This is a genomic window from Bacillus sp. B1-b2 (assembly GCF_009183415.1).
In the GTDB taxonomy this organism is placed as follows: domain Bacteria; phylum Bacillota; class Bacilli; order Bacillales; family Cytobacillaceae; genus Niallia.
The window spans coordinates 1-21,930 of the sequence record NZ_WEHU01000004.1 but is presented as its reverse complement, the minus strand read 5'-3'; the positions used below and the strand labels follow the sequence as shown (position 1 = coordinate 21,930).

At 33.1% G+C, this 21,930-nt stretch carries 20 protein-coding genes; 16 read left to right on the top strand and 4 right to left on the bottom strand.

All coding sequences use genetic code 11. The annotated features are described in order from the left end of the window. From F9279_RS25590 to F9279_RS04960, 8 genes are all read left to right on the top strand, one after another. Nucleotides 1–225, top strand: a complete 225-nt coding sequence (locus F9279_RS25590; protein WP_226793258.1) for a hypothetical protein — start codon at nucleotides 1–3, stop codon at nucleotides 223–225. Between the two features lie 597 nt (nucleotides 226–822). After that, entirely contained in the window at nucleotides 823–957 is a 135-nt protein-coding gene (locus F9279_RS25915; RefSeq protein ID WP_264298226.1) for a hypothetical protein, read from the top strand. 95 nt (nucleotides 958–1,052) lie between these two features. Then, entirely contained in the window at nucleotides 1,053–1,181 is a 129-nt protein-coding gene (locus tag F9279_RS25910; RefSeq protein WP_264298225.1) for a hypothetical protein, read from the top strand. Nucleotides 1,182–1,214: 33 nt separating this feature from the next. Continuing rightward, nucleotides 1,215–1,529, top strand: coding sequence for a reverse transcriptase domain-containing protein (locus F9279_RS25585; protein ID WP_264298224.1), 315 nt, complete (start codon nucleotides 1,215–1,217; stop codon nucleotides 1,527–1,529). Beyond that, on the top strand, nucleotides 1,510–1,800 hold the full coding sequence (locus tag F9279_RS25580) for a group II intron maturase-specific domain-containing protein (protein WP_226793252.1): 291 nt from the start codon (nucleotides 1,510–1,512) through the stop codon (nucleotides 1,798–1,800). The genes F9279_RS25585 and F9279_RS25580 overlap by 20 nt, the downstream gene beginning before the upstream one ends. 483 nt (nucleotides 1,801–2,283) lie before the next feature. After that, nucleotides 2,284–3,072, top strand: coding sequence for a hypothetical protein (locus F9279_RS04970; RefSeq protein WP_152111692.1), 789 nt, complete (start codon nucleotides 2,284–2,286; stop codon nucleotides 3,070–3,072). 236 nt (nucleotides 3,073–3,308) lie between these two features. Then, nucleotides 3,309–3,527 (top strand): hypothetical protein, encoded by a 219-nt coding sequence (locus tag F9279_RS04965; protein ID WP_152111691.1) that lies wholly within the window; start codon nucleotides 3,309–3,311, stop codon nucleotides 3,525–3,527. A 331-nt stretch (nucleotides 3,528–3,858) separates the two neighbouring features. Next, nucleotides 3,859–4,275 (top strand): hypothetical protein, encoded by a 417-nt coding sequence (locus tag F9279_RS04960; RefSeq protein WP_152111690.1) that lies wholly within the window; start codon nucleotides 3,859–3,861, stop codon nucleotides 4,273–4,275. Nucleotides 4,276–4,663: 388 nt separating this feature from the next. Here the strand turns inward: F9279_RS04960 and F9279_RS04955 are convergent, their stop codons facing one another. Further along, on the bottom strand, nucleotides 4,664–5,059 hold the full coding sequence (locus F9279_RS04955) for a hypothetical protein (RefSeq protein WP_152111689.1): 396 nt from the start codon (nucleotides 5,057–5,059) through the stop codon (nucleotides 4,664–4,666). 176 nt (nucleotides 5,060–5,235) lie between these two features. On the opposite strand from F9279_RS04955, the gene F9279_RS04950 reads away from it, so the two are divergent. The 3 genes from F9279_RS04950 to F9279_RS04940 are packed head-to-tail and all read left to right on the top strand — an operon-like array spanning nucleotide 5,236 to nucleotide 11,695. Further along, the gene (locus F9279_RS04950) at nucleotides 5,236–7,167 is read left to right on the top strand and encodes a dynamin family protein (protein ID WP_193224456.1); all 1,932 of its coding nucleotides are present in this window, start codon (nucleotides 5,236–5,238) and stop codon (nucleotides 7,165–7,167) included. Beyond that, the gene (locus F9279_RS04945) at nucleotides 7,154–8,893 is read left to right on the top strand and encodes a dynamin family protein (protein ID WP_152111687.1); all 1,740 of its coding nucleotides are present in this window, start codon (nucleotides 7,154–7,156) and stop codon (nucleotides 8,891–8,893) included. Before F9279_RS04950 ends, F9279_RS04945 begins: the two co-directional genes overlap by 14 nt. Before the next feature lie 12 nt (nucleotides 8,894–8,905). Beyond that, entirely contained in the window at nucleotides 8,906–11,695 is a 2,790-nt protein-coding gene (locus F9279_RS04940) for a dynamin family protein (protein ID WP_152111686.1), read from the top strand. Nucleotides 11,696–12,448: 753 nt separating this feature from the next. On the opposite strand, the gene manA is transcribed toward F9279_RS04940, so the two are convergent. Continuing rightward, a complete protein-coding gene (manA, locus tag F9279_RS04935) occupies nucleotides 12,449–13,393 on the bottom strand; it encodes a mannose-6-phosphate isomerase, class I (protein WP_152111685.1) in 945 nt (314 codons plus the stop codon). Nucleotides 13,394–13,878: 485 nt separating this feature from the next. Further along, entirely contained in the window at nucleotides 13,879–14,508 is a 630-nt protein-coding gene (locus F9279_RS04930; protein ID WP_152111684.1) for a hypothetical protein, read from the bottom strand. A 605-nt stretch (nucleotides 14,509–15,113) separates the two neighbouring features. On the opposite strand from F9279_RS04930, the gene F9279_RS04925 reads away from it, so the two are divergent. From F9279_RS04925 to F9279_RS04905, 5 genes are all read left to right on the top strand, one after another. After that, entirely contained in the window at nucleotides 15,114–16,364 is a 1,251-nt protein-coding gene (locus F9279_RS04925; RefSeq protein ID WP_152111683.1) for an ATP-binding protein, read from the top strand. Nucleotides 16,365–16,920: 556 nt separating this feature from the next. Next, entirely contained in the window at nucleotides 16,921–18,273 is a 1,353-nt protein-coding gene (locus F9279_RS04920; RefSeq protein WP_193224455.1) for an ABC transporter substrate-binding protein, read from the top strand. A 69-nt stretch (nucleotides 18,274–18,342) separates the two neighbouring features. After that, nucleotides 18,343–19,242: a carbohydrate ABC transporter permease gene (locus F9279_RS04915; RefSeq protein WP_152111681.1), complete on the top strand. Its 900-nt coding sequence runs from the start codon at nucleotides 18,343–18,345 to the stop codon at nucleotides 19,240–19,242. A gap of 119 nt (nucleotides 19,243–19,361) precedes the next feature. Next, entirely contained in the window at nucleotides 19,362–20,144 is a 783-nt protein-coding gene (locus tag F9279_RS04910) for a carbohydrate ABC transporter permease (protein ID WP_226793294.1), read from the top strand. Nucleotides 20,145–20,178: 34 nt separating this feature from the next. Then, nucleotides 20,179–20,793, top strand: a complete 615-nt coding sequence (locus F9279_RS04905; protein WP_152111679.1) for a YesL family protein — start codon at nucleotides 20,179–20,181, stop codon at nucleotides 20,791–20,793. Between the two features lie 288 nt (nucleotides 20,794–21,081). Here the strand turns inward: F9279_RS04905 and F9279_RS04900 are convergent. Then, nucleotides 21,082–21,930: IS4 family transposase (locus F9279_RS04900; protein WP_152111678.1), on the bottom strand; the 849-nt coding region annotated here is incomplete at its 5' end.

Here is a 21,930-nt window from a genome sequence, read left to right as displayed (position 1 = left end):
ATGGGAAAACGTTATTCAAAAAATCAGGAGAAGCACATTAAGGGTTTAATTGACTCCGGTAAACTTAGAAATCACGATGATGTACAACGAGAATCAAAAATATTGACTAAAGTGTGGACTGATCGCACCCAGTGTGGTATAGCAGGAAAGTTGGAACGGATGTTGAAAAAGAGAGGACTAATCACTTTCCCGGATACGCGCCCATGGAATAAACGGGGAGCATAACTAGTAAGCCCATGACCTTAACTGGTGATGGGCTTATTTTGTGTGCCAGGCATGTTCATCAACTAGAAGGTGCAAGTCCGTTATGGGCGTTGGGATATACGAACCATTAGTCGAAGGCAATGGTGTCCATGGTAACACGGAATCTGAAGGAAGCTCTAGATAAATCCTTGGGCTGAGGGACAAGAATCCCATTTGAGGTTTCTATCACAGGATGAGTTTGCAAAACAAAACAAAGTCCAAAATATCCCCAGATGAGATAGGGATAAATGTTGCAGATAGAATGAGGAGACAGTGGATGATCTTACCCTGGGAGATCTCTTAATACCTCGTTAGAGATCCTATTTAGCGATAAATAGCTGAATTAAGAGAAGTCAGCAGATGTTATAGTCCCCATCCTCTAAATGGGGAAGGACGGAATGAAAGAACGAAAGGAGTGACTATGTTAGAGTTATTAATAAAATGAACAAAGACACAGCCAACAATTGATTAGAAAGGACAGTCCGTTCGGAAAACAGGAGTATCTTTTCTGGTGTGGAGTTACTTTATGCAATCTCGATAACATAGAAATAATATGGAAACTAGAAAATATTAATCGAAATGATAACAAACAAGAATAATTTGAATCAGGTTTTTGAAAAGGTAAGAAGAAGTAAAGGAGCAGCTGGAGTCGATGCGAAAGATATAGAAGCTACTCGCCAATATTTAAAAGAAAATGGTTCCGAGGTAATTTAACTGATTAAAGAAGGTAAATACAAACCTAAACCAGTTAGAAGAGTTCAGATTCCCAAATCAAATGGTGGTTTGCACAATCTAGGTATTCCACAGTTATGGATAGAGTCTTTCAACAGGCTATTGTGCAAGTATTAACGCCTATTTTCGACCTGCAATTTAGCCAATTTAGTTACTGTTTTAGACCAAATAAAAGTGCCCATCAAGCTATAGAACAAGCTAGCTAATATATAGAAGACGGGTATAACTATGTGGTAGATATGGATTTAGAGAAATTCTTCAACCGGGTACAACATGATAAATTGATGTCCCTTCTAGCTAAGTCTATTTCCGATAAACCAATTTTAAAGTTAATAAGAAGATACCTTCAAGCAGGTATCATGGAAAATGGGACAGTCACAGTGAACAAAGAAGGAACACCGCAAGGTGGACCATTGAGTCCTCTACTTAGTATTATCATGTTAAATGAATTAGATAAGGAACTGACAAAACGGGAACTCCGTTTTGTCAGGTATGCGAATGATAGTAATATTTATGTTAAATCCCAAAAGGCTAGTGAACGGGTTAAAAGTTGAAAAGACATTGAAAAACAAACTAAAGCTAAAGGTAAATGAGGAAAAGAATGCAGTGAGAAAGCCGAAGGCACGTATATTCTTAGGAATGAGCTTCTATAAAATCTTGGGGGAAACTAAAGTATATCTGCCTAAGACAACCAAGAAAAGACTGGAAGACAAGCTTAAAAGACTAACCAATCGCAATTGGGGAGTAAGTATGGAATACAGAATCAGAAAAATAAACCAACTGATACAGGGATGGGGAAATTACTTTAAGATTGCCAACTTATAAGTCTACTCAAAAGTATTGGATGCACACATCAGACGAAGATTAAGAGCATGTAGATGGAAGAAATAGTTGAAGAAGGCTCGTACCAAATATAAAAACCTCAAAAATCTAGGGATATCAAGAAAGGAATCATGGAAGAATGCAAATTCTAGGAAGAGTTACTGGAAGAATGTCCAATTCCCCATCTTAGATCAAGCTATGAACAATTTATAATGGAGAAACTTGGGTTTAAAATCTTTACTACTAGTAATTTCATAAACTTTTGACCCGTTGTATACCGAACCGTACGTACGGTGGTGTGAGAGGTCGGAGCCGTAAGGCGCCTCCTACTCGATTACTTAATTGATAATAAGAGGTTAAAGTATCTGGGGGAATATCTGAGATTAACATTATTGTCTATTTTTGTCGAAACTATAGACTGATATACCTAAATAATATAATATTATTTCGTTATATACATAAATTTATTTGTGGGGGAAAATCCTAATGGGAGCACTTGGAATTATTTTATTATTGATTGGTGTCTTTGGTTTAGTATTTTTTGCAATTACAGGAATAATATCTACTATTAAAAAAGATGGAGCATCTAAGAAAAAATTTAAATTTGCAGGTGGTTCATTTGCTCTAGTAATTGTTGGTTTTATTGTAATAGGTAGTAGCAGCGATCCAGATGATACTGTTAAAACTACTAGCGCTGAAGAACCTTCTACAGTTCAAACTGAAATGACTGAAGAGGAAAAGACATCTAGCGAAGCTGAGGACAAGCAAAAAGCAGAAGAAGCAAATGCAAAGGCAGAAGAAAATGCTAAACAAAGATATGCTTTGATGGCACAATTATATTTACCAGCACTTACAGATAAAGTTGTTGAATTAAGTGATAGAGGTTTTAATTTTATAGTCGGAAACTATAATTTGTTTCCTGCAATTAGTCAAGAGGATATTGATAAAGCAAAAAGTATTACTGATACTACAATAAGCTCTAAACATTTGAATAAAAATGTAGATCCATATTTAGAAACAATGACTACTTTTGAAGGGTCTGTAGTATCAATTGAGGAATCTACGCAAGATGATGAAACAATTACAATAATTCATTTAATAGATGATGATTTTCAATCATATCAATTATTATTATTTAAGTCTGCTGGAGAAGTTTTTGAAGACGATGTTGTTCGTTTTTGGGGATTACCAGTTGGGGCTTCTTCATTTGAAAATGTATCTGGTGGAACAACTAATGTTCAAGTATTTTTAGGTTCCCACGTTGAGAAACTTTAATATATAAATACAGTACTCGAGTATAATTGTATCCATTGTGATAGGAAATTTAAAAACTCGGCTAAGACTTTGAATATTAATAAAAAAACAGCATTCGGATTTATCTGATGCTGTTTTTGTATGGTCTATATTAGTAAAAGACGGTAAAAGTCAAATATGCTTATCCCTGGAAGCTTGATATGCTATAGAAGGAATATAAATGAATTGGAAAATATTTAAAGTGTAATATAAAAGAAGTGATAATACGTGAGGGTCATGTTAATACACAATTAACTAAGTTAATAGACCTTGGGGAACAGGATGTTAAGTTAATTCAGGAAGATAAAAAGAACATATCCATTATGCAATATAAATCTGAAAATAGGTTTAAGAAATACCAAGATAATTTGAATAAAGTCAGAGAAGAAGCAAAAATAGATTCAGAAAATCTTGGAGAACAGTGGTGGGTTACATAACCTAAAAAATATGCTAGAACAATATCTCAACGATAACTTCATATAAATGGATAATCTCTACACAATGGAGCCCAATTTAATCTGTAGTCTTGATTGCTTGGTCTCCTAATATTTCACACAAGTCTTTAATAGATTAGTGTGATGTGTATCCATAAGGGATTGGTTAGTATTTTCTCTGGAGGAATTGATTGGGAGATGTAAGTGTCCATAGTTGCTAGAAAGCTTAATTCTATTGAAGTTACATTTTTAAACAAAAAGAAATGATATCATAAGGGGAATCATCAGGAATTCAGTCTTATGTAGGAAAATGGTTCCTGTTTGGTGGTTATGGATGGGACTTGATGATCTACCATTCACTAGAAGTACATATTTAGAGTATCAAAAAAGTAATCAATCAAAGCGTAAAATGCTCATTAAGGAAATGTATAATCGCTATCCAATGATACTTAGTTGGGTGTATGCTGGTCATGAAAGAGGTAGTTTTCGATTAAAAGAGGTATATGAGGATTTTGGTTTCATCTTTAAAGAATACGATACTACTATGGTACAACAAAACTATACACATAGGGTTAATCCGAATATGGAAGAACCAAAAACATTCTTAATTGGTATTAGAAAATGGAATGAAAAAGTGCAGTATGCTATTCTAACACCTTTTTTGTCTTACCATCGAATCAATAATAAAGATATAGATGTGATTACTACTTGGGCGGACGCAATTTTAAAAGGTACATATACGGCTTTGTAATAGTCGTATATATGGAAAAGAAGTGATGCTCCACTCGTGAACTAAACTAACAATCCCAAACTTATGGAAACTACGAAAGCAGAAGGAATAAGTTTCAGTAACCTGATAAGCATATGGTTTATCCAGTCAAAGATATTGTTCCATTAATAAAAAGCTAAAGAATGAGATCAAGAGTTAATACAAAAATTGGCAAGGAAGCTGAAGTAATTGTAGTTTCGTTATTTTTGTGCACTACCTTTACATATGAAGGGATTATCTTCAATTTTTGTGACTTATTGTGTTCGTTTTATAAATTTCTACCATAGAATCACCAAACTTACAATTAAGAGTAAATTTAAAAAAAGATCGTACAAGTTAGAACACAAACTGTACGGTCTTCTCCTCTTTCTTATCCCTCCGCATAAAACTTTAACTGTTGGAAGTTAACACGATCGACTTGTGATAATGGATCCATATGATTCATTACACTTTTTACATTACCTTCTGGATCCATATAAGCAAGTTTATTTTGATTTGAGTCATAAAGACTTAAATCTCCATTTATATCCTCTTTTATTATCCCAGTATGTTCTCCATCTTGAATGATATCTATTCCGTTAATAATATTCTCTTTAGTTCCAGCAATTTGATGTCCATTTTCATATGTAGCTGTTGTTTCAGGGAAAACTCCCGACTTTTGAGTAGCAATAAGTTGCCCATTATCATACATATTTTTGTTCCCAAATGTATTTGTTTCTACAGTCATATGTTCTAGATCTCCACCAACAATATTTGAATAATCCATTTAGTTATCCTCCTTCAAAAAAAGTTCTTTTGATAATATTTTACTATTTGATGTAAAAAAAAACCATAAATATAGTAAAATAGTTTAAGAGGGAAGATGGGTTATTATATTATTAAATTCCTAAGAAAGAATAAAGGAAGTAAAAACTTTTATTTTTAATGTTCATGGAGGTATTTATGTCAAATTATATGAATCTTCAAGATTTCGAATATAAAAAACAACAGGCACTTTTCTTTCTACAGGAAGTGTTAGATATAGCAAATGAATTGAAAGTTCGTGAGGTTAGTCAGTATCTAATGGAATCGATACGGCAATTAGAAAACCAATCCTTTACTTTAACTGTAGTTGGTGAATTTTCTCGTGGAAAATCTACTTTTATCAATGCTCTTTTAGGAAAGAATGTTCTTCCTTCAAAAGTAAAACCTACTACAACTATGATTAATCGTATATTTTATGAAGAGACTCCTAGCTTTTCTCTATCTTTTCGAAATCAAGATGAACCAAGAAAGATACTAGAAGAGTCAGATTTTCGTAAACTGTGTGCACCAAGGGAACCAGATGAAGAAGATTTAGAAGATATTCAGCGTTATCAAGAAGAATTACAATACTTTAAAAAGATATCTATGGCTGAAATCGGATATCCAAATCATTTTTGTGAGTCTGGTGTTGAAATTTATGATACACCAGGAACCAATGATATTGATGAAACACGAGAAGAGATTACATTTTCATTTGTTCCAAAATCCGACGCCGTAGTATTTCTATTATCCGCAACTACTCCATTTGGTGCATCTGAAATGGAGTTTCTACAAGATAGAATATTAAGTGAGCATATCAACAAGGTCTTTTTTGTTGTTAATTTTAAAGATCGGTTGTTAAAGACAGAGGATGAAAAAAAAGTAATGAATTATATTCGTGAGAAATTGGAATTATTAATTCCTGAACCGCGTTTATATCTAGTTTCTTCTATGGATGCGTTAACTATCCGACGTCTTGAACAAGGGGAGAATTTCAAGGTAAAGACTCAACGATATAATAAAATGGAGGATACTGGGTTTTTCGAATTGGAAAAAGATTTATACTATTTTTTTCAATTCGAAAAAGGTCATGCTAAATTAGAAAAACCACTAAGAAGGCTTATAAAGAAGATAGATGACCTTCTCACTGATTCCATCGCACTTAGAGTCTCAGCATCTGAAATGGAGATTGAAGAAATTAATCATAAAATAGCAGAATTGGACCCTAAAATTACACAATTTAAATATCATGCACAAGGAATAATTAATCGTCTGCTAGAGAATTTACAGAGTGAAGAAGATGTTTTAATAAGAGAAGTTGAATCGCAATTAAGAGTAATGATAGAATCGATTGTTCTATCTCTAGACACATATAGTGGGAGTCTTGAGGATGCAGAGATTAAAGCATTTCTTAACAAACAGGCAAGTACACAGAAGAATAATATCCAAGTAAACCTAAACCAAATAAAGAGTAAAATCATTGAGGAGCATGTAACAAATGCTTATAAGCTACTAAACTCTGAAGAGCAAGAACTGAACAAAGCTGTGAAAAGCGCTTTTAATTTAGAACTGGAAATGAATCATAATTTCGATCTATCTCTATATGAAAGTAAGGATGACATGTTCGGCTTAGTAATGGGTGCTGCGGGATTTGGTATAGGTGCATTAATTTTTGCTCCTGCTTTAATTGTAATAGGTGGAATTGGTGCAGCTTTAGGTGCATTTTTCTTTGGTGATAGTATTGCAGAAACCGTTACTACTTATCGACGTAACCAAAAAATAAATGAACTAAAAAAACAGGTGAAACAAAGTTTATATGATAGTCGCAGTAACATAACTGGACAATTTAGAGTGGAATGGAAAAATATTATCAATAAAATTGAATTGGTTTTTGAAGAAGAAGTGAATGAGAAAACATTAAATCTTCAAACAGAGCTACATCAAGTTAGATTAGAAAAAGAGGTCGAGAAGAGATCAGTTGAAGAACAAAAGAAATATTTAGAAGACCTAAGTAATCAACTTAAGAAAAATAGAAAAAATGCAATCAACTTAATAAATCAAACAAGGGGAGACATCGATGGATATTTATGAGCAAAAGAGAGAGAGTTTAATGAATCAATGTGAGAACTTACTTGGATTACTAAACAACAGACTACCTAATTCACTTTATCAAAGTACTCTCATTGATTTAATATCAGATCTTCAATCAGATGGACAAATGATCACGATATTAGGAGAGTTCAAACGAGGTAAATCTACCTTGCTGAATGCACTTATTCGAACAGCTTTATTGCCATCTGATGTAACTCCAACTACTGCGACCATTAATGTTATTAAACATACACAAAATCATTCTAAAATGGACATCGTTATGCAAGATGGAAAGGTAATAAGTAAAGAATTAAGTAATGCTGGTTTAAGAAAGTTCACTTTTGAAGAGGGAGAAGATATAAAGCAAATTCATCACATTGATATCGAGATGCCTCTTAACCATTTGTCTGAAAATATCGTTCTTATTGATACACCTGGAGTAGGTGACTTAAACGAACACCGTTTAGATGTAACATATAGTTATGTTCCGAGATCAAGTATAGTTATCTTTGTGTTTGATGCGACAACACCTATTCGAAAAACAGAATTAGACTACCTAAAAGATACTGTTCTCAAGTTGAAATTTGGAGAAATTATCTTTGTTGCTAATTTCATTGACCGACTAGATGAAGAAGAGTGGGAAGAAACAAAGGATTATATGGATTCTCGCTTGCGAAAGATAATGGGAGATGAGCCTTTTAAACTATTCCCTCTTTCCTCTAGAGATGCCTTAGTAAATGATAAGGAACCGGACTTTACTAACTTTACGACCTATCTATTAGACCAACTAAATGATGGGGATGCTTCTCATGCAAAATTGGAGTTCTTCTCTAAAAGGGTTAAAAGTATTTTTAAACAAGTAGAAGAAGAAATCCAAGCAATTGAAGTAATTCGAAATGCGTCCGTAAAGGAACTAGAAGATGCACAAAAACAGTTAGAAACTTTTTCTGATAAAACATCCAATTATCTAGAAACACTTGCAGATTATATTAAAAATAGAGAGGAAGAAATCATTTCACTAACATTTAAATCTATCTCTCATTTAGAAACAGATCTAAAAGAAACAATTCGAGAAAATATATATATATATGAAGGAGCAAAATTTCAATCATTTGTAGAGAAGAATATCCCTTTAATAATAAAGAATAAAAGTAAGCTATGGATTAATCAGTATTCTCCACAAATTGATATACTACTAAAGAAACTAGAACAGGAAATAGTAAAGGGCTTTTCTGCTCTTTTCCAAAAAGAAATGAATGTTTTAAGACTGAAACACTCTTCTGGTCAAATAGAAGGGATTAATACTTCTGTTAAACTGAATTCAGGTTCAGCGGATATGGCCATTAAAAGTGGACTTATTACAGCAGGCGCAGGTACGATTATGGCGATAGTAAGTGGTGGACTATTACTTCCTTTTATTACAATGGCGGGATTTCCTTTTATCAATAAATTATTAGCTGAAAGAAAACTAGAGCAATTAAAGGATGAGGTAACTCCACTTGTTGAGAAAGAGATAAACGGAGTGATTGAAAATATAAGAGCGGCAACACGAACATATATAGAAAGTGAAGTAAATCATCTTCAAGAAAAAGCTTTGAATAGGTTTAAAGAATATGTAGTCTCTTATGAACAAAATTTGGAATATGAAATCAGTAGAAGAGCAAATAAAAAGATGAAAGAGATTTCTTCTATTGAGCTTCAGGATTTGTTATTAATACAGCAATAGTGAGTGATATTTATGAATGAACTTAATCAACTATTTATCGGAAAACAATACTATCAATCATTAAGGAAAAATCAAGATATTATAGAGAATATTCGCTTTCTATCTTCTCAATTAAAGCTGTCAGAGAATATAAGAACAGGGAGAAATAATGACATTCGTTTTGCACAAGCTGAATTATATTGGCTTTTAGAGGACTATGAGGTAGCTATCTACAAGTGGCAGAATATTGATGATCAAAGGCTTCAAGGCTGGGCTCTAAAAAACATAGGGGATGCCTATCAAGAATTGGACAGGGAGGAAGAAGCAGAATCAAGCTATCTATCAGTTCCCCAAGATTCCAGTGCTTTAAATATGGAGACTCTTCTTTCTTTGTACAGCTTATATAAAAATAGTGATCAGACTGAAAAGGCACATCATATCATAAATCAGCTAGTCGCTACTAATTTTTCTTATGGACATGTGTTTGAACTAGCTATACATTTTTATGAACAAGTAGAGGAATATTTCTCTGCTATAGAATTAGTTATTAATCAATTGGAGATAGAGTATCAAGATAGATTATTGCTACTCTTCTATAGATATTTAGAGGATACTAGGGAGAACAAATTTCTTCCTTCTTATTCCATTTCAAAACTATTAATACTTATTTGGAAGAAAGATAAAGAAGCGTTTGATTTGTTATTTCAATCACTAAACAGCTATTATATGGAATCACCTTATTTAATAGACTGGTTTAATAGTTTATATAATGCTGGAGAAATCAATAGTTTCCAACTTATCCAAACAATATTAGATAAACACGAAATAGGATTCAATCATTCCATAGATGAGCTGTTATCAGGATCTCATTCAATGGAAGAGATAAAGCTTATAATAGAAAAACAATTCACAAGGTATTATTTTATTTGTAAGGAATCACCTTTACAAAGTGCACTAGGTGCCTTGTTAAAGGGGTGGGAAGAGATGCACCCTAAGTCTATTAGTAAATCTGTTTTAGAAAAAATAGTAATGAACGATAGAAAAATTTATCAGATAGAAAACCTAATTGATTATTATGCCAATATAAGAGGCTGGTTGGAAAGCAAAGATTTAGCGTATGATTCAAATAGTAGATGGTGGATGGATTACTGGATTATGGATTCGACCAAGAAGGTCATGGTTGCAGGTAGTTTTAGTAATGGCAAATCTAGCTTTATCAACTCTATTTTACAAGAAGAAGTTCTAAGTTCAGATTATTTACCAACAACATCTGCTGTTACAATCATTCGTTATGGGGAAACTAAACAATTGCTTGAATTAAGTGATAAAACCATTACGAAAATGAATTTAGATAACCTTCAATCTAAAACAACCATTAATCATGATAGTTCAAGTGCCTTATCAAATAGCCTTATATCACTTGAGGTGAATTCGTCATCATTGCTTGAAAATCGGATAACTTTGATTGATACGCCGGGATTTAACGACACTAACAATCATGATAATCCAACATACGATTACTTATATTTAGCAGATGAACTTCTTTTTTTATTTAATGCAGAGACACCATATAAAAAGACAGAAAAAGAAGCTTTAATAAAAATGATTGAAAAGCAGCCAGATTTGCCAATTCGCTTTATTTTAAATAAAGCGGATTACCTGGATGAAGAGGAACGAGAAGAAGTAATAGAAGATATTGAACGTAAGCTCATAAAACATATGAACCAAGATACCATTATTATGCCTTATTCCTCTCTATATCCAGATAAGGATGAGCTTAGTACACTAACTGATTATTTTCACAAAATAGAAACGCCATTCTATCAACAGAGAATTTATAAAGTCATCCCTTATTTCAAACAGTTTTTAGATGAATTTCCGATTCATCTTGAAGCAAAAGAGCAAAAGTTAAATAATCTGATACTACTTAAGAAAGAAGAAGTAGAAGGTCTAAAGGAATTAAAAGATAAATTTCTTACCTTCAAAAATAGTAAAATATCACAAGCCACTGATTTATATGCAAAAAATGTTGTAACAAGCATATATGATGTAATAAAAGAACAAACAATGAATGGGTTACAACAGTTTTCGAATAGAATTAATATAAGTACAGATTTAAATACTGTTCACCTTGTATTAGATCAGGAGATAAATGGTTGGCTAGAATCCTACTTAATTCATTCAGTTACTCCATTAATTAACAATAAGTTTGAGGAATGGTTGCAACAAAATGTTCTTTACTTAGAAACCGTTGAAGATACATTTCATCAGTTTAGAGTGGAAATAGAGGATATAATTAACTCTTCTCATGAACACCAGCTACCTTTAAAAAAAGAATTATTCGTAGAAGAGCTGAGAAAGCAATTTCCGATGCTTGTAAGGTCTATTGCGTACAAGCGAATTGATATTTTTAGAAAAATCAATCCACTGAATAATATCTTAAATGGTGTTGGAAGATTATTAGGTGGGAGAAGTCATTCGGCTTCTTTGAAAATTGATCAATACCGAAATTACCTAGAAACAAGATCATATCGAGAAGCAACAAGTCAATATCTCTATAATATTACAAAACCACTTGGAGTCTTTGAAGAAATCATAAGTACAGAATTAGACTATATATTCTCTGAACTAGAGGAGTATATAGAAACAAGAATACAAAATAGTAAAGAAGAAATGATCCAACATGCAATGTTACTAAAAGAACTCTATAATGAAAAAGATAATTACTTTGAGACCATAAAAATTTTCAAGTTGAAAATACGACAATTAGAGATTGATTTCTACGACTCAGAAAAAATGAAGGTCTTTTCAAAAGTTTATTAAGGGAAGAATATTTTGACTGAGTTTATCTAAATGGTTTAATAGAGACAACATACAAAGTAAGTCACTGTTGATCTTGATTTTGAAAAAGACTAAATGACTAAGCTTCTTAGAATATAGAGCTAGTGTCATTTAGTCTTTTGTTATCTCCTAGAAAGGAAAATGTTCAGTATATCCTAGTCTGTTTTTGTATATGCAACTAACTAGACTACCTATTAAAGATAAGAAACAATCAATTCTGCCTTACCAGCTAATTAATATCTCCTTTAATAATGATTCTTTATTTTTCCACATCTAATGCAGGTATTTTCAAAATAACTGTATTTATGTCTTCTTTTAAAAATGCAAATTAGTCTCATTTAATTCACCCCTATTAGTAAAAAAATTATAAAGAACTTGTATTTAAAGTTATTATAAATTTTACCAGGAAAAAGGAGAATTGTTCTTTATGACGAAAAACATTGACATTATTGTTCTTATTTAAGAATAAATAGTGCTAACAGGGGATATAACATTGATTCAAAAGACATAGTTTTAATATGGTCTTATGCAGGGGGGAAATGCTGTTATTTGCGATTTTTTTTGCTCTTTTCATATAGACCTATTCTTGGATTATTTTGTGTTTAAAAAGACTAAATTGCATTAGCTCTATACTCGGGAAGCTAATACCATTTAGTCTTTTATTATTTCAACTATCCAATAGACAGAGATTTATCTAGCCTGTTTTGTTGTCTTGGCTATTGTTTAGACTACCTATTATAGATAAGAAACAATCAATTCCGCCTTACCATCTAATTCATAATCCCCAAATTCACTTGGAAGAAGGAAATGATCACCTTTTTTGAAATCATAGTTCTTACCTTCTTTTTCTAGTGATCCTTCTCCTTCAATAACACTGCATAACAGGAATGGTTTGTCTTGCTCTTTACTAGTTTCACCATCTACTACCCATTTTTGCACACTAAAGTATTCACATTCTACAAATGTAGTTACCTCTAATGCACCTTGTTCTTCTACTACAGGAGTAGTTGCTTCTAAGTTATGAGGAACAGTTGTTACATTAATAGATTGCTCAATATGAAGCTCTCTTGTATTTCCATCTGCATCTAAGCGATCATAATCATATACACGGTAAGTGGTATCAGAATTTTGTTGTGTTTCTAAGATGATAATTCCTTCTCCAATAGCATGGATTGTTCCACTTGGTACAAAGAAGAAGTCTCCTTTTTTCACAGGTACTTTATTTAATAAGTTGTCCCATTTATTTTCTGCAATCATGCTTTCTAATTCTTCTTTAGACTTAGCATGATGACCGAAAATAATTTCTGCTCCTTCTTTACAGTCAATAATATACCAGCATTCTGTTTTCCCTAATTCACCATTCTCGTGAACATTTGCATATTCATCGTTTGGATGAACCTGTACAGAAAGATCTTGGTTTGCATCTAGTATCTTTGTAAGAAGTGGGAAGCGATCGCCTTTCATATTGGCAAAAAGCTCACGATGATTTTCCCAAAGCTCTTCTAGATTTTTACCAGCATACTCCCCATTTTTTACAATACTTTTCCCATTTGGATGTGCAGCAAATGCCCAACATTCTCCTGTTGTTTCTGTTGGAATTTCATATCCAAAGCTTCTAAGTTCTGTTCCTCCCCAAATTCTATCTTTAAATACCGGCTCAAAAAATAATGGTTCTTTCATTCTATGTAAAGTCTCCTTTTACTTAACGTATTTGACTAGTTTATTTTAACATATTTCTCTTCACTGGCTTAATTTCAAAATATGAAAATGATTCATGTAATTCATGATTGTACTATTTTGTACAATCATCTAACGAATTAGTGAGACCTTTATAATGGGATGGAAGTTATTTTGCCATCGGTATTTAAAGAAAATGGTTCTAGATGGATAGTTTGAAGATTTTACGATGTATTTAACTGTTTTGTACTAGTTCTTGAAGATAAGCTAACATTAATAACAACTACTTGAAAGAATTAAGGCTAGAGAATGTTGAACCATCGAATAAGATAGTTTAATGATGACGAGATGAGAATACTAAAGAAGGGAGAAGAGAAATCCTTCTCTCTATTTTAGTTGTCGTATTATGAGCAGCTGTCTAGGGGGTACTAAAGTTTAACATAATATACTTTCAGAAAATGATAATAGTCATAAAGAGAAGTTGGCTTTTAATCTACAAATCCAAAGTCTAACTCTAAGGTTCTAAAAATGGGATTCCCATATATATTAATGGTACCTATTCCAATTGTTGTGGTAGTTTTATCTTTAGGTTCATGAGAATAGGAGTCACTTATATGTAATTTCACCCATTCTTTTGCTTGATCAGGATCAGAAGTTTTATAAGGCATAGCTACTAGTGGTATAAAATACTTTTGAGCGGCTTCAGTAACGAGATCTTCTACTTTAGTTTGATTATAATTAACATAATAACTGCCATCGATATTTGTTTCTATTAATACAATGTCTTCGCTCTCTCTTTTATAGTAAAGATCAACTGTTATCATCAACTCCGTATTGCCAGGCTTAATTTCTCCTCTATAAATATCAGTTGTTTCTCCCCTATATACAGGTGATATAGAAAAACCATTATTAGATAGGTAATCCATAACATAATCAGGTGTCAGTCCTGTTTTAATTTCTTCTACTATTTCTTGCTCATTAGCAGAAGTCGTTGACTCACTGTCATTTGAAACAGATAAAGCTTCGTTAGACTTAGACTCAGTGTCTAGATTGGTTGATAATCCAACCAAAATACCCAAAATTATTACAATGGATAATATGTATGGATTTAATTTCATTACATGTTTCTCCTTTCATACTTTAAGGATATTATTACTGGTTATATTTTACTATATAAATAATAGTGTAGGCTCTAAATTAAGAATATTATAGGAAATATCAATCTTTACATAGAAAAGTTAAAATAGAATTATGGTAAGGACTGAGTAAATTAAAGCAGATAACTCTTAACAAAAGAAAGCAGAAATACTCAGAACATTAGTGAATAAGGGGATTAAATCTGCTAGGATTCGCATAGAAAGATAAACGAAGACTAGATATTGGTTCAGCTTCTCTAATTAATGGGATATATGCGCTTTCCTATTATGGAAAATGGAATATTATGTTTAAAATTGATATCCCAAGTTTAGAGAATTGTGGTATATTTGCAGTAGATATATTTAGGAAAGCAAAAGAGGAGAGACACCTCTTACTGCTTTTATATTTGAAGCTTTTCTGAAAGGCATTAACATTTTCAGCGACCTATTAACAAATGAAATGGTTTGTGGGAATGACATATGCATATTGTTATTTTCCAGGATATCACACTCGAAGTAGTAGTATTGTTAGAAATATTAATGATGTAATTCTTGCAAATTAAATAAAATATCAGGAGCAAATAAGCATGCTTGTTAAGATAAGGGAAATGAAAAGGGCAGGACAAGTAGTCTTAGTATTGGTTTCTATCGCCTTTACTACCTATCAAAAGTTGGTAAACCTTGAACCGTTTTTCACATTAGACTTTTTTATTTTTACTTTATTGGCATGGTTTGTAGGTTGGCAATATGATTTATTGCGTTCCTATGAAAGAAAAGCTCAAGCAAGTAATGAGAGTTATAGATTATTAATTGATTCCCTTCCTGAATCTGTGTTTATACATCAGAATAATAAATTGATATATGTGAATCATGCAGCTATTAAGATGATGGAAGCAAAAAGTCTAGAGGATTTAATCGGTTATTCATTTGGTGATTTTTTAGATGCTGCTTATAAAGATCGCTGGGAAGAAAGAATGAAGATTACAAGTCAGGAAACAAGGCCTTTAACACCAATTGAATATAAGATGAAGCGCTTGGATGGTACCTCTTTCTTTTTTGAATCCTCGTGTTTAGCTGTTGATTTTAACAGGACAAAAACGATTCTTTCTATGGGGAGGGACGTTACTCAGTTAAAAGAGAAAACACAACACTTGATTCAAAAGTCGGAGAAGATGTCATTGATCGGCCAGATGTCAGCGGGAATTGCACATGAGATACGAAACCCACTTACCTCTATTAAAGGATTTATTCAATTGGCCAAAATAGATCGTGAGAAAATCGACTATTTTGATATTGTGTTAGCAGAGATTGAGCGAATTAATAGTATTGTAAGTGAACTATTATTTATCGCCAAACCAGCAGCAGATGTATTTTTAAAGAAGGATATAACAACGATTATTAAAGATGTGATAACTTTAGTAAACGCACAATTTCTTTTAAATAATATACTAATCTACGTCTCGTACGATCAGAAACAATCTATGATTCTTTGTGATGAAAATAGGTTAAAGCAAGTTTTTATTAATTTATTACAAAATGCAATGGAAGCAATGCCGACTGGTGGTACCATCTACATAAAAGTACGTGATCTAGATGATGGGAATATAGCTATTGAGATTATAGACCAAGGAGTAGGAATAGAAGCAGAGCGCATAGACACACTAGGGGAACCATTCTTTACAACAAAAGAAAAAGGAACAGGTCTTGGCTTAATGACATGCTATAAAATCATTGAAAGTCATAATGGTAGGATGAGTTTTTGTAGTGAATTAAATAAAGGGACTACGGTAACAATTCAGTTGCCTCTTGCTTTGCAGAAGCAGTTGTTGGAGGTGTAGAATTAGAAGGGGAACAAGAACTTAAATATTTTGAAGGCCGATCGATGTTGGAGTCTTCTTTTCTGTTAAGTTATGCTATTTTTAGCATTTAAAATGAATAATTAAAACAGAGTAGAATGTATACTTGATTTTTTAAAATAATTTTCATAAAAACTTGATAAATTGGACGGATTATACAAGTTTTTTAATTTCTAAATTAGGTAAATTTTTCTTGATTAATCATTCTTCATCACTAAAGCTGTATAAAAAACGAATGAATATTCCGTTATTATACCATTCTACTTTTTGTCCTTTGTTTTGGATTTGGATAGGTTACTACCACCAAACCCATTATAAAGGCTTTTTTTTATAGAAAATTTTATTTTTGGTAAATTTAATTTCATTAATACATATTCATTATTTTAATCGACGTTAGTGATGCCACAAATAAAATATAGAGGTATAAAAATCTTTTAACTTTAATATATCTTATTGTGAAAGCGCTTCATTGTAGAGTAGTCTGACTTAACGATTAAAAGGTTATCAGAGTATTACAAATCGAATGGGGGCAAGGTTAATGAAGTCACTCAAAAAGGTATTACCGTTTTTTGTCGTTCTTTTGGTTGTTTTTGCTTTTGGATGTTCGAATTCTTCTGGTGGAAAGAAAGAAAGTACAGAAGAGGTGGAATCAGAGGTTACTACGGTTGGTCCTGAGGATGGAAGTAAAATGGACATGTGGTTGTTCGTTGATTTGCATCAACAATTTTATAGTGACATGCTGAATAAATGGAATGAGGAACACCCCGATAAGCAGATTCAAATTAAATTTACAGTATACCCTTATGCAGATATGCATACAAAGCTTACATTAGCTGTTCAATCAGGTGAGGGTATTCCTGACTTAGCGGATGTAGAAATTGGTCAGTTTCCTAACTACTTAGATGGAAAAGTACCGTGGCTACCTTTGAACAGTTATGTAGAGCCATATCAAGCTGATTTGGTACAATCTCGATTAGATGCTTATGAAACAGATGGTAACTATTATGGAGTACCAACACATGTTGGAGCTACTGTTATGTATTATAATACGGAGATTTTATCAAAATATGGAATTGATTATACGCAAATCAAAACATGGGATGATTTTGAAGCAGCAGGTGAAAAATTAAAAGAAGCTTCTAATGGAGAAGTTTATATGACATCTGTTGATACTGGTGGTGCTGACTGGTTAACTTTAGGTATGTCTGAGTTTGGAGAATCGTGGGTGGAAGATCCTGATAATGCAAACGTGGAGTTAGATTCTATTGAATCTATGTTGACTATGCAACAAGGTTGGCTAGACAGTGGTATTGCAGAAGTAACTCCTGGTGGACAAATTGATACAGAGGAAGGCTATGCTACGGTTGCAAAAGGCGAAGTAGCTGCATTCCCTAAAGCTATTTGGTATATGTCTCGCTTTACAGACTATATGCCAGAAATGTCTGGTAAGTTTGCGATTGCTCCTGTTCCTGTATTTGAAGAAGGACAGAAACGCTCAAATGGTGCAGGAGGGACTGGTACAGTCGTTTATCAGGATTCTGAAAATGCAGAACTTGCAGCGGAATTTATGTCTTGGGCAAAATTATCTGAAGAAGGTGGAGTGAAAATTTGGGATATTCTCGGTTTTGATCCCGTTAATACAAAGATTTGGACAAATACAGAAGTGACACATAATCCAGAGAACAAATATGTTCAATACTTCGTGAATAATCCATTTGATACATTGTTAGAAATTCAGGATGAAGTAAATCTTATTAAAACAGTGCCAATAACTACAACCATTAATGAAGTGTTTAATGTAACCACCTTAAATGAAATTTTTGAGAATGGTGCGGATATTAAGCAAGCTCTTGAAGATGCGCAAGCTGAGGTAGATTTTGAACAAGAATAAGTGAAGTATGTAAGATTGCCTTCTAATGGCAATCTTACATGCTCTGGATAGAAAAGGAGAGGAACGAACATGAAAAAGATTCAAACCTTTTTATTCTCTCAGAAAATTGCACCGTATGTGTTTATATTACCGTTTATCGTCAGCTTGTCCTTCTTCTGGATCTACCCCATGTTTTCGACCATTAATATGAGCTTTCATGATATTGGAAATGGATACAGTGAATATATTGGCCTTGCAAACTATGAAAAGCTGATAGGAGATAAGGTATTTCACATTGCTGTAAGAAATAGCGTCATTTATACAGCTCTTACACTCCTTATTTTAATTCCTATTCCAATGCTTTGTGCTTTTTTATTAAATTCAAAGAGTATCGTTGGCAAAAGAATTTATAAATCCATTATCTATTTGCCAGCATTAGTTTCCATCGTCGTCGCAGGTATTTTGTTTCGATATATGTTTAGTGAAATGGATTCAGGTCTCATGAACCAAATCCTGCTTTTTTTTGGCTTTGAGCCACAAGAATGGTTAAAAAATTGGGGTACAGGAATGGCTGCCCTACTTTTACTAGCAACATGGAGATGGATGGGAGTAAATACTTTGTATTTCGAGGCTGGTTTAAGCTCGATAGATGAGGTGCTATATGAATCTGCAAAAGTGGATGGTGCCAATGCATGGCAAAGATTTTGGCATATCACTCTGCCATTGCTAAAACCAACCAGAATATATGTGACAACAATCAGTATATATGCTGGATTAGCCATGTTTCTGGAAAGCTTCATGATTTACGGAAGCAATAATTCTCCTAAGAATATCGGGTTAACGATTGTTGGTTATTTGTATAGACGTGGAATTGAAAAGAATGACTTAGGATATGCCTCTGCAGTTGGTTTAGTATTACTGGTTGTAGCTCTAACCATTAGTATGATCTACTTGTTTTCAAGCGGTATGTTTAAGAAGGAGGCTAAGTAAGTATGAGCAAGAATAATACGAGCCAAGATCCTAGCACATCAGCAGCTGAAAAAATAAAAGAAAAAAAGGATGGCAGAAATCCTTTTGTTAAAGTTTTGATTAACTGTTTCTTTATCTTGATGTGTGCTGGTGTTTCCGTTCCCTTTATATCTGGTTTATTTGCTTCCTTCCGTCCTGGGCAAATGCTAATAAGAAACGGATTGAATCTAAATTTAGATTTCGAAAATTGGTCCTTCACCAATTATAGTTACCTTTTTGATGGAAGCACGGATTATCTGATTTGGTTTAAGAATAGTTTAATCATTACCATTGTATCTGTCATTTTTACACTAATTATTTGTTATTTTGTTGCATATGGCTTTGCTATGTATGATTTTAAGTTTAAAAATTTATTGTTTTTCCTGGTTATTGCGACCATGATGGTCCCTTTTGAAATATTGATGTTGCCACTATATAAGCAAATGATTGGTTTTGGACTAATAGATACCTATGCTGGAGTCATACTGCCAGGGTTAGTGCATGCTTCTACCATCTTTTTCTTTAGGCAATATCTATCAGGCATACCGAAAGAACTGTTAGATGCAGGAAGAATTGATGGCAGCAGTGAATATGGAATTTGCGTAAGAATTGTCATGCCGATTTCTAAACCTGCATTTTCTGCCATGGCTATTCTTAGTTCAATGGGCGCATGGAATAATATGTTGTGGCCATTAATTGTTCTACGTTCACCTGAAAAATTCACCTTGCCTATTGGATTAAATACGTTACTAACTCCTTATGGAAACAATTATGATGTATTAGTTGCAGGATCCATGTTCTCGATTCTTCCTTTATTCATTCTATACTTGATATTTAATAAGTACTTTGTAGAAGGAATGACAGCTGGTGCAGTAAAAGGTTAATGTAAACATGTATGTTTAAGAGGCGGGATAAATAATGAAAATAAGATATGATTCTCCATTTTGGGAGAGAATGAGTAAGTTATATTCTATTATTGTATTAAACTTTCTATGGGTACTTTTTAGTTTACCAATTATTACGGTAGGCCCATCTACCGTTGCATTGCATCGTTGTATGTTTCAGGTGATTAACGGAGAAGAAATAAATGTTATAGGAGAATTCTATCAGTACTTCAAGTTGAATTTTAAAAGAAATATGCTGACAGGTATCATAGTTGTAGGTTTTGGAGTTCTATTACTATCTTCTCAACATTTTTATCTAGAAGTAGCTAATCAAACATCGCAAATGATTTACTATTTCTACCTTTTTTTATCCGTGCTGTTTGTCTTGTTTTTGGTATATGTATTTCCAGTATTAGGATTATTTGAAGGAAGCTTGTTAGAATTATTTAGAACTTCTCTATTTTTAGCGATAAAATATTTACCAATGAGTATCTTGATGGTGGTAATCGACTGCTTGATCATTTACTTATGTCAAATGATGATTCCATTGGCATTAATAAGTGTTGCGCTTATTGTGTTCGTTAATTGCCGAATATTTCTTTGGTGTCAGGCGGCAAAGAAAGAAGGGAAACAATCCTTATCAATATGAGAAGAAGTAAGAAAAAGAAACCATTTTTTTTGGTTTCTTTTGTGGTTTTATCGTTTTAGGCAAGGAGCAGGTGAATCATTACCAAGGCATTTTTTATGGTCGTATCTGATGTTCTTCTCGTTTATATTTTGCTATGGTAAATCACTAGTGTCGCATAAATAAATTCTGAATTTTCAGTTTTACATTTTCCATATTTTTAAGAAAAAATGAAAACACCAAAACTAAGGTAGTAAACATCCATTTTTTTACTATAACCTGTGACTTATCCAACAACGACTGTTACAGCCCTTATGGCACGCACTTTCCTTTGATTTTGCGTAACCAAATGTTTGCGGATTTCCATAAAGCGGCTTTTAAATAGCGGCTAATTTGTAGATAACTTCGATCGCTATTCGTGTTCAACTGGGCCAATACGTTCAAACAGTATACAATCATTGCTATATACACTTGATTGTGTACAGCCTGTTCACTATGACCATAGAACTTTTTGATGTTCAAATGTTGTTTCATCCATTTGAAAAAGAGTTCAATCGCCCAACGTGATTTATAAATTTCGGTGATTTCATCTGCACTTAAATCAAATCGATTCGTTAGTAAGATTAGCTCCTTGCCTTTTGTATCAAGTAATTTTAGTCGACGAAACACGTTTTCTGAGCGATTTTGAGTTGTACCAATCACCACCATTTCATCCGATAAAACCGTGGAATGTGGTGACAGTGTAAATGGTTCAAGTACCCGTACTACGGCATTTTTGCGAAGTCGTGTGACAAAGAAATAGCCCTCATCCGTCATGCGATCAAACCGCTCATAATCCAAGTAGCCTCGGTCGAACACATACATGCATTCTTTGTCGTCAATGAATACCTCTAATTGACCTCGATCGTGTTCGATGGCATTCGTAAGCACTCCTTTATCTGGATAGGAGAAGCCTTTTTCCATGAAAACAAGACGTAAGTGAAGCTTTACACCCGATTTTGTCTTTCGAAACTCTGCCCACGTATGATTGGTTAAATTAAGTGGAAGTGTACTCGAATCAATGATTTTCAGAGGAGTTGAAATCTTTCTTCGTTTTTCAAAATCTGTCTTCTTGTGGATTTGGGCGACCAAATCTAAAAAAATCGTTTGAAAGAACTCCGT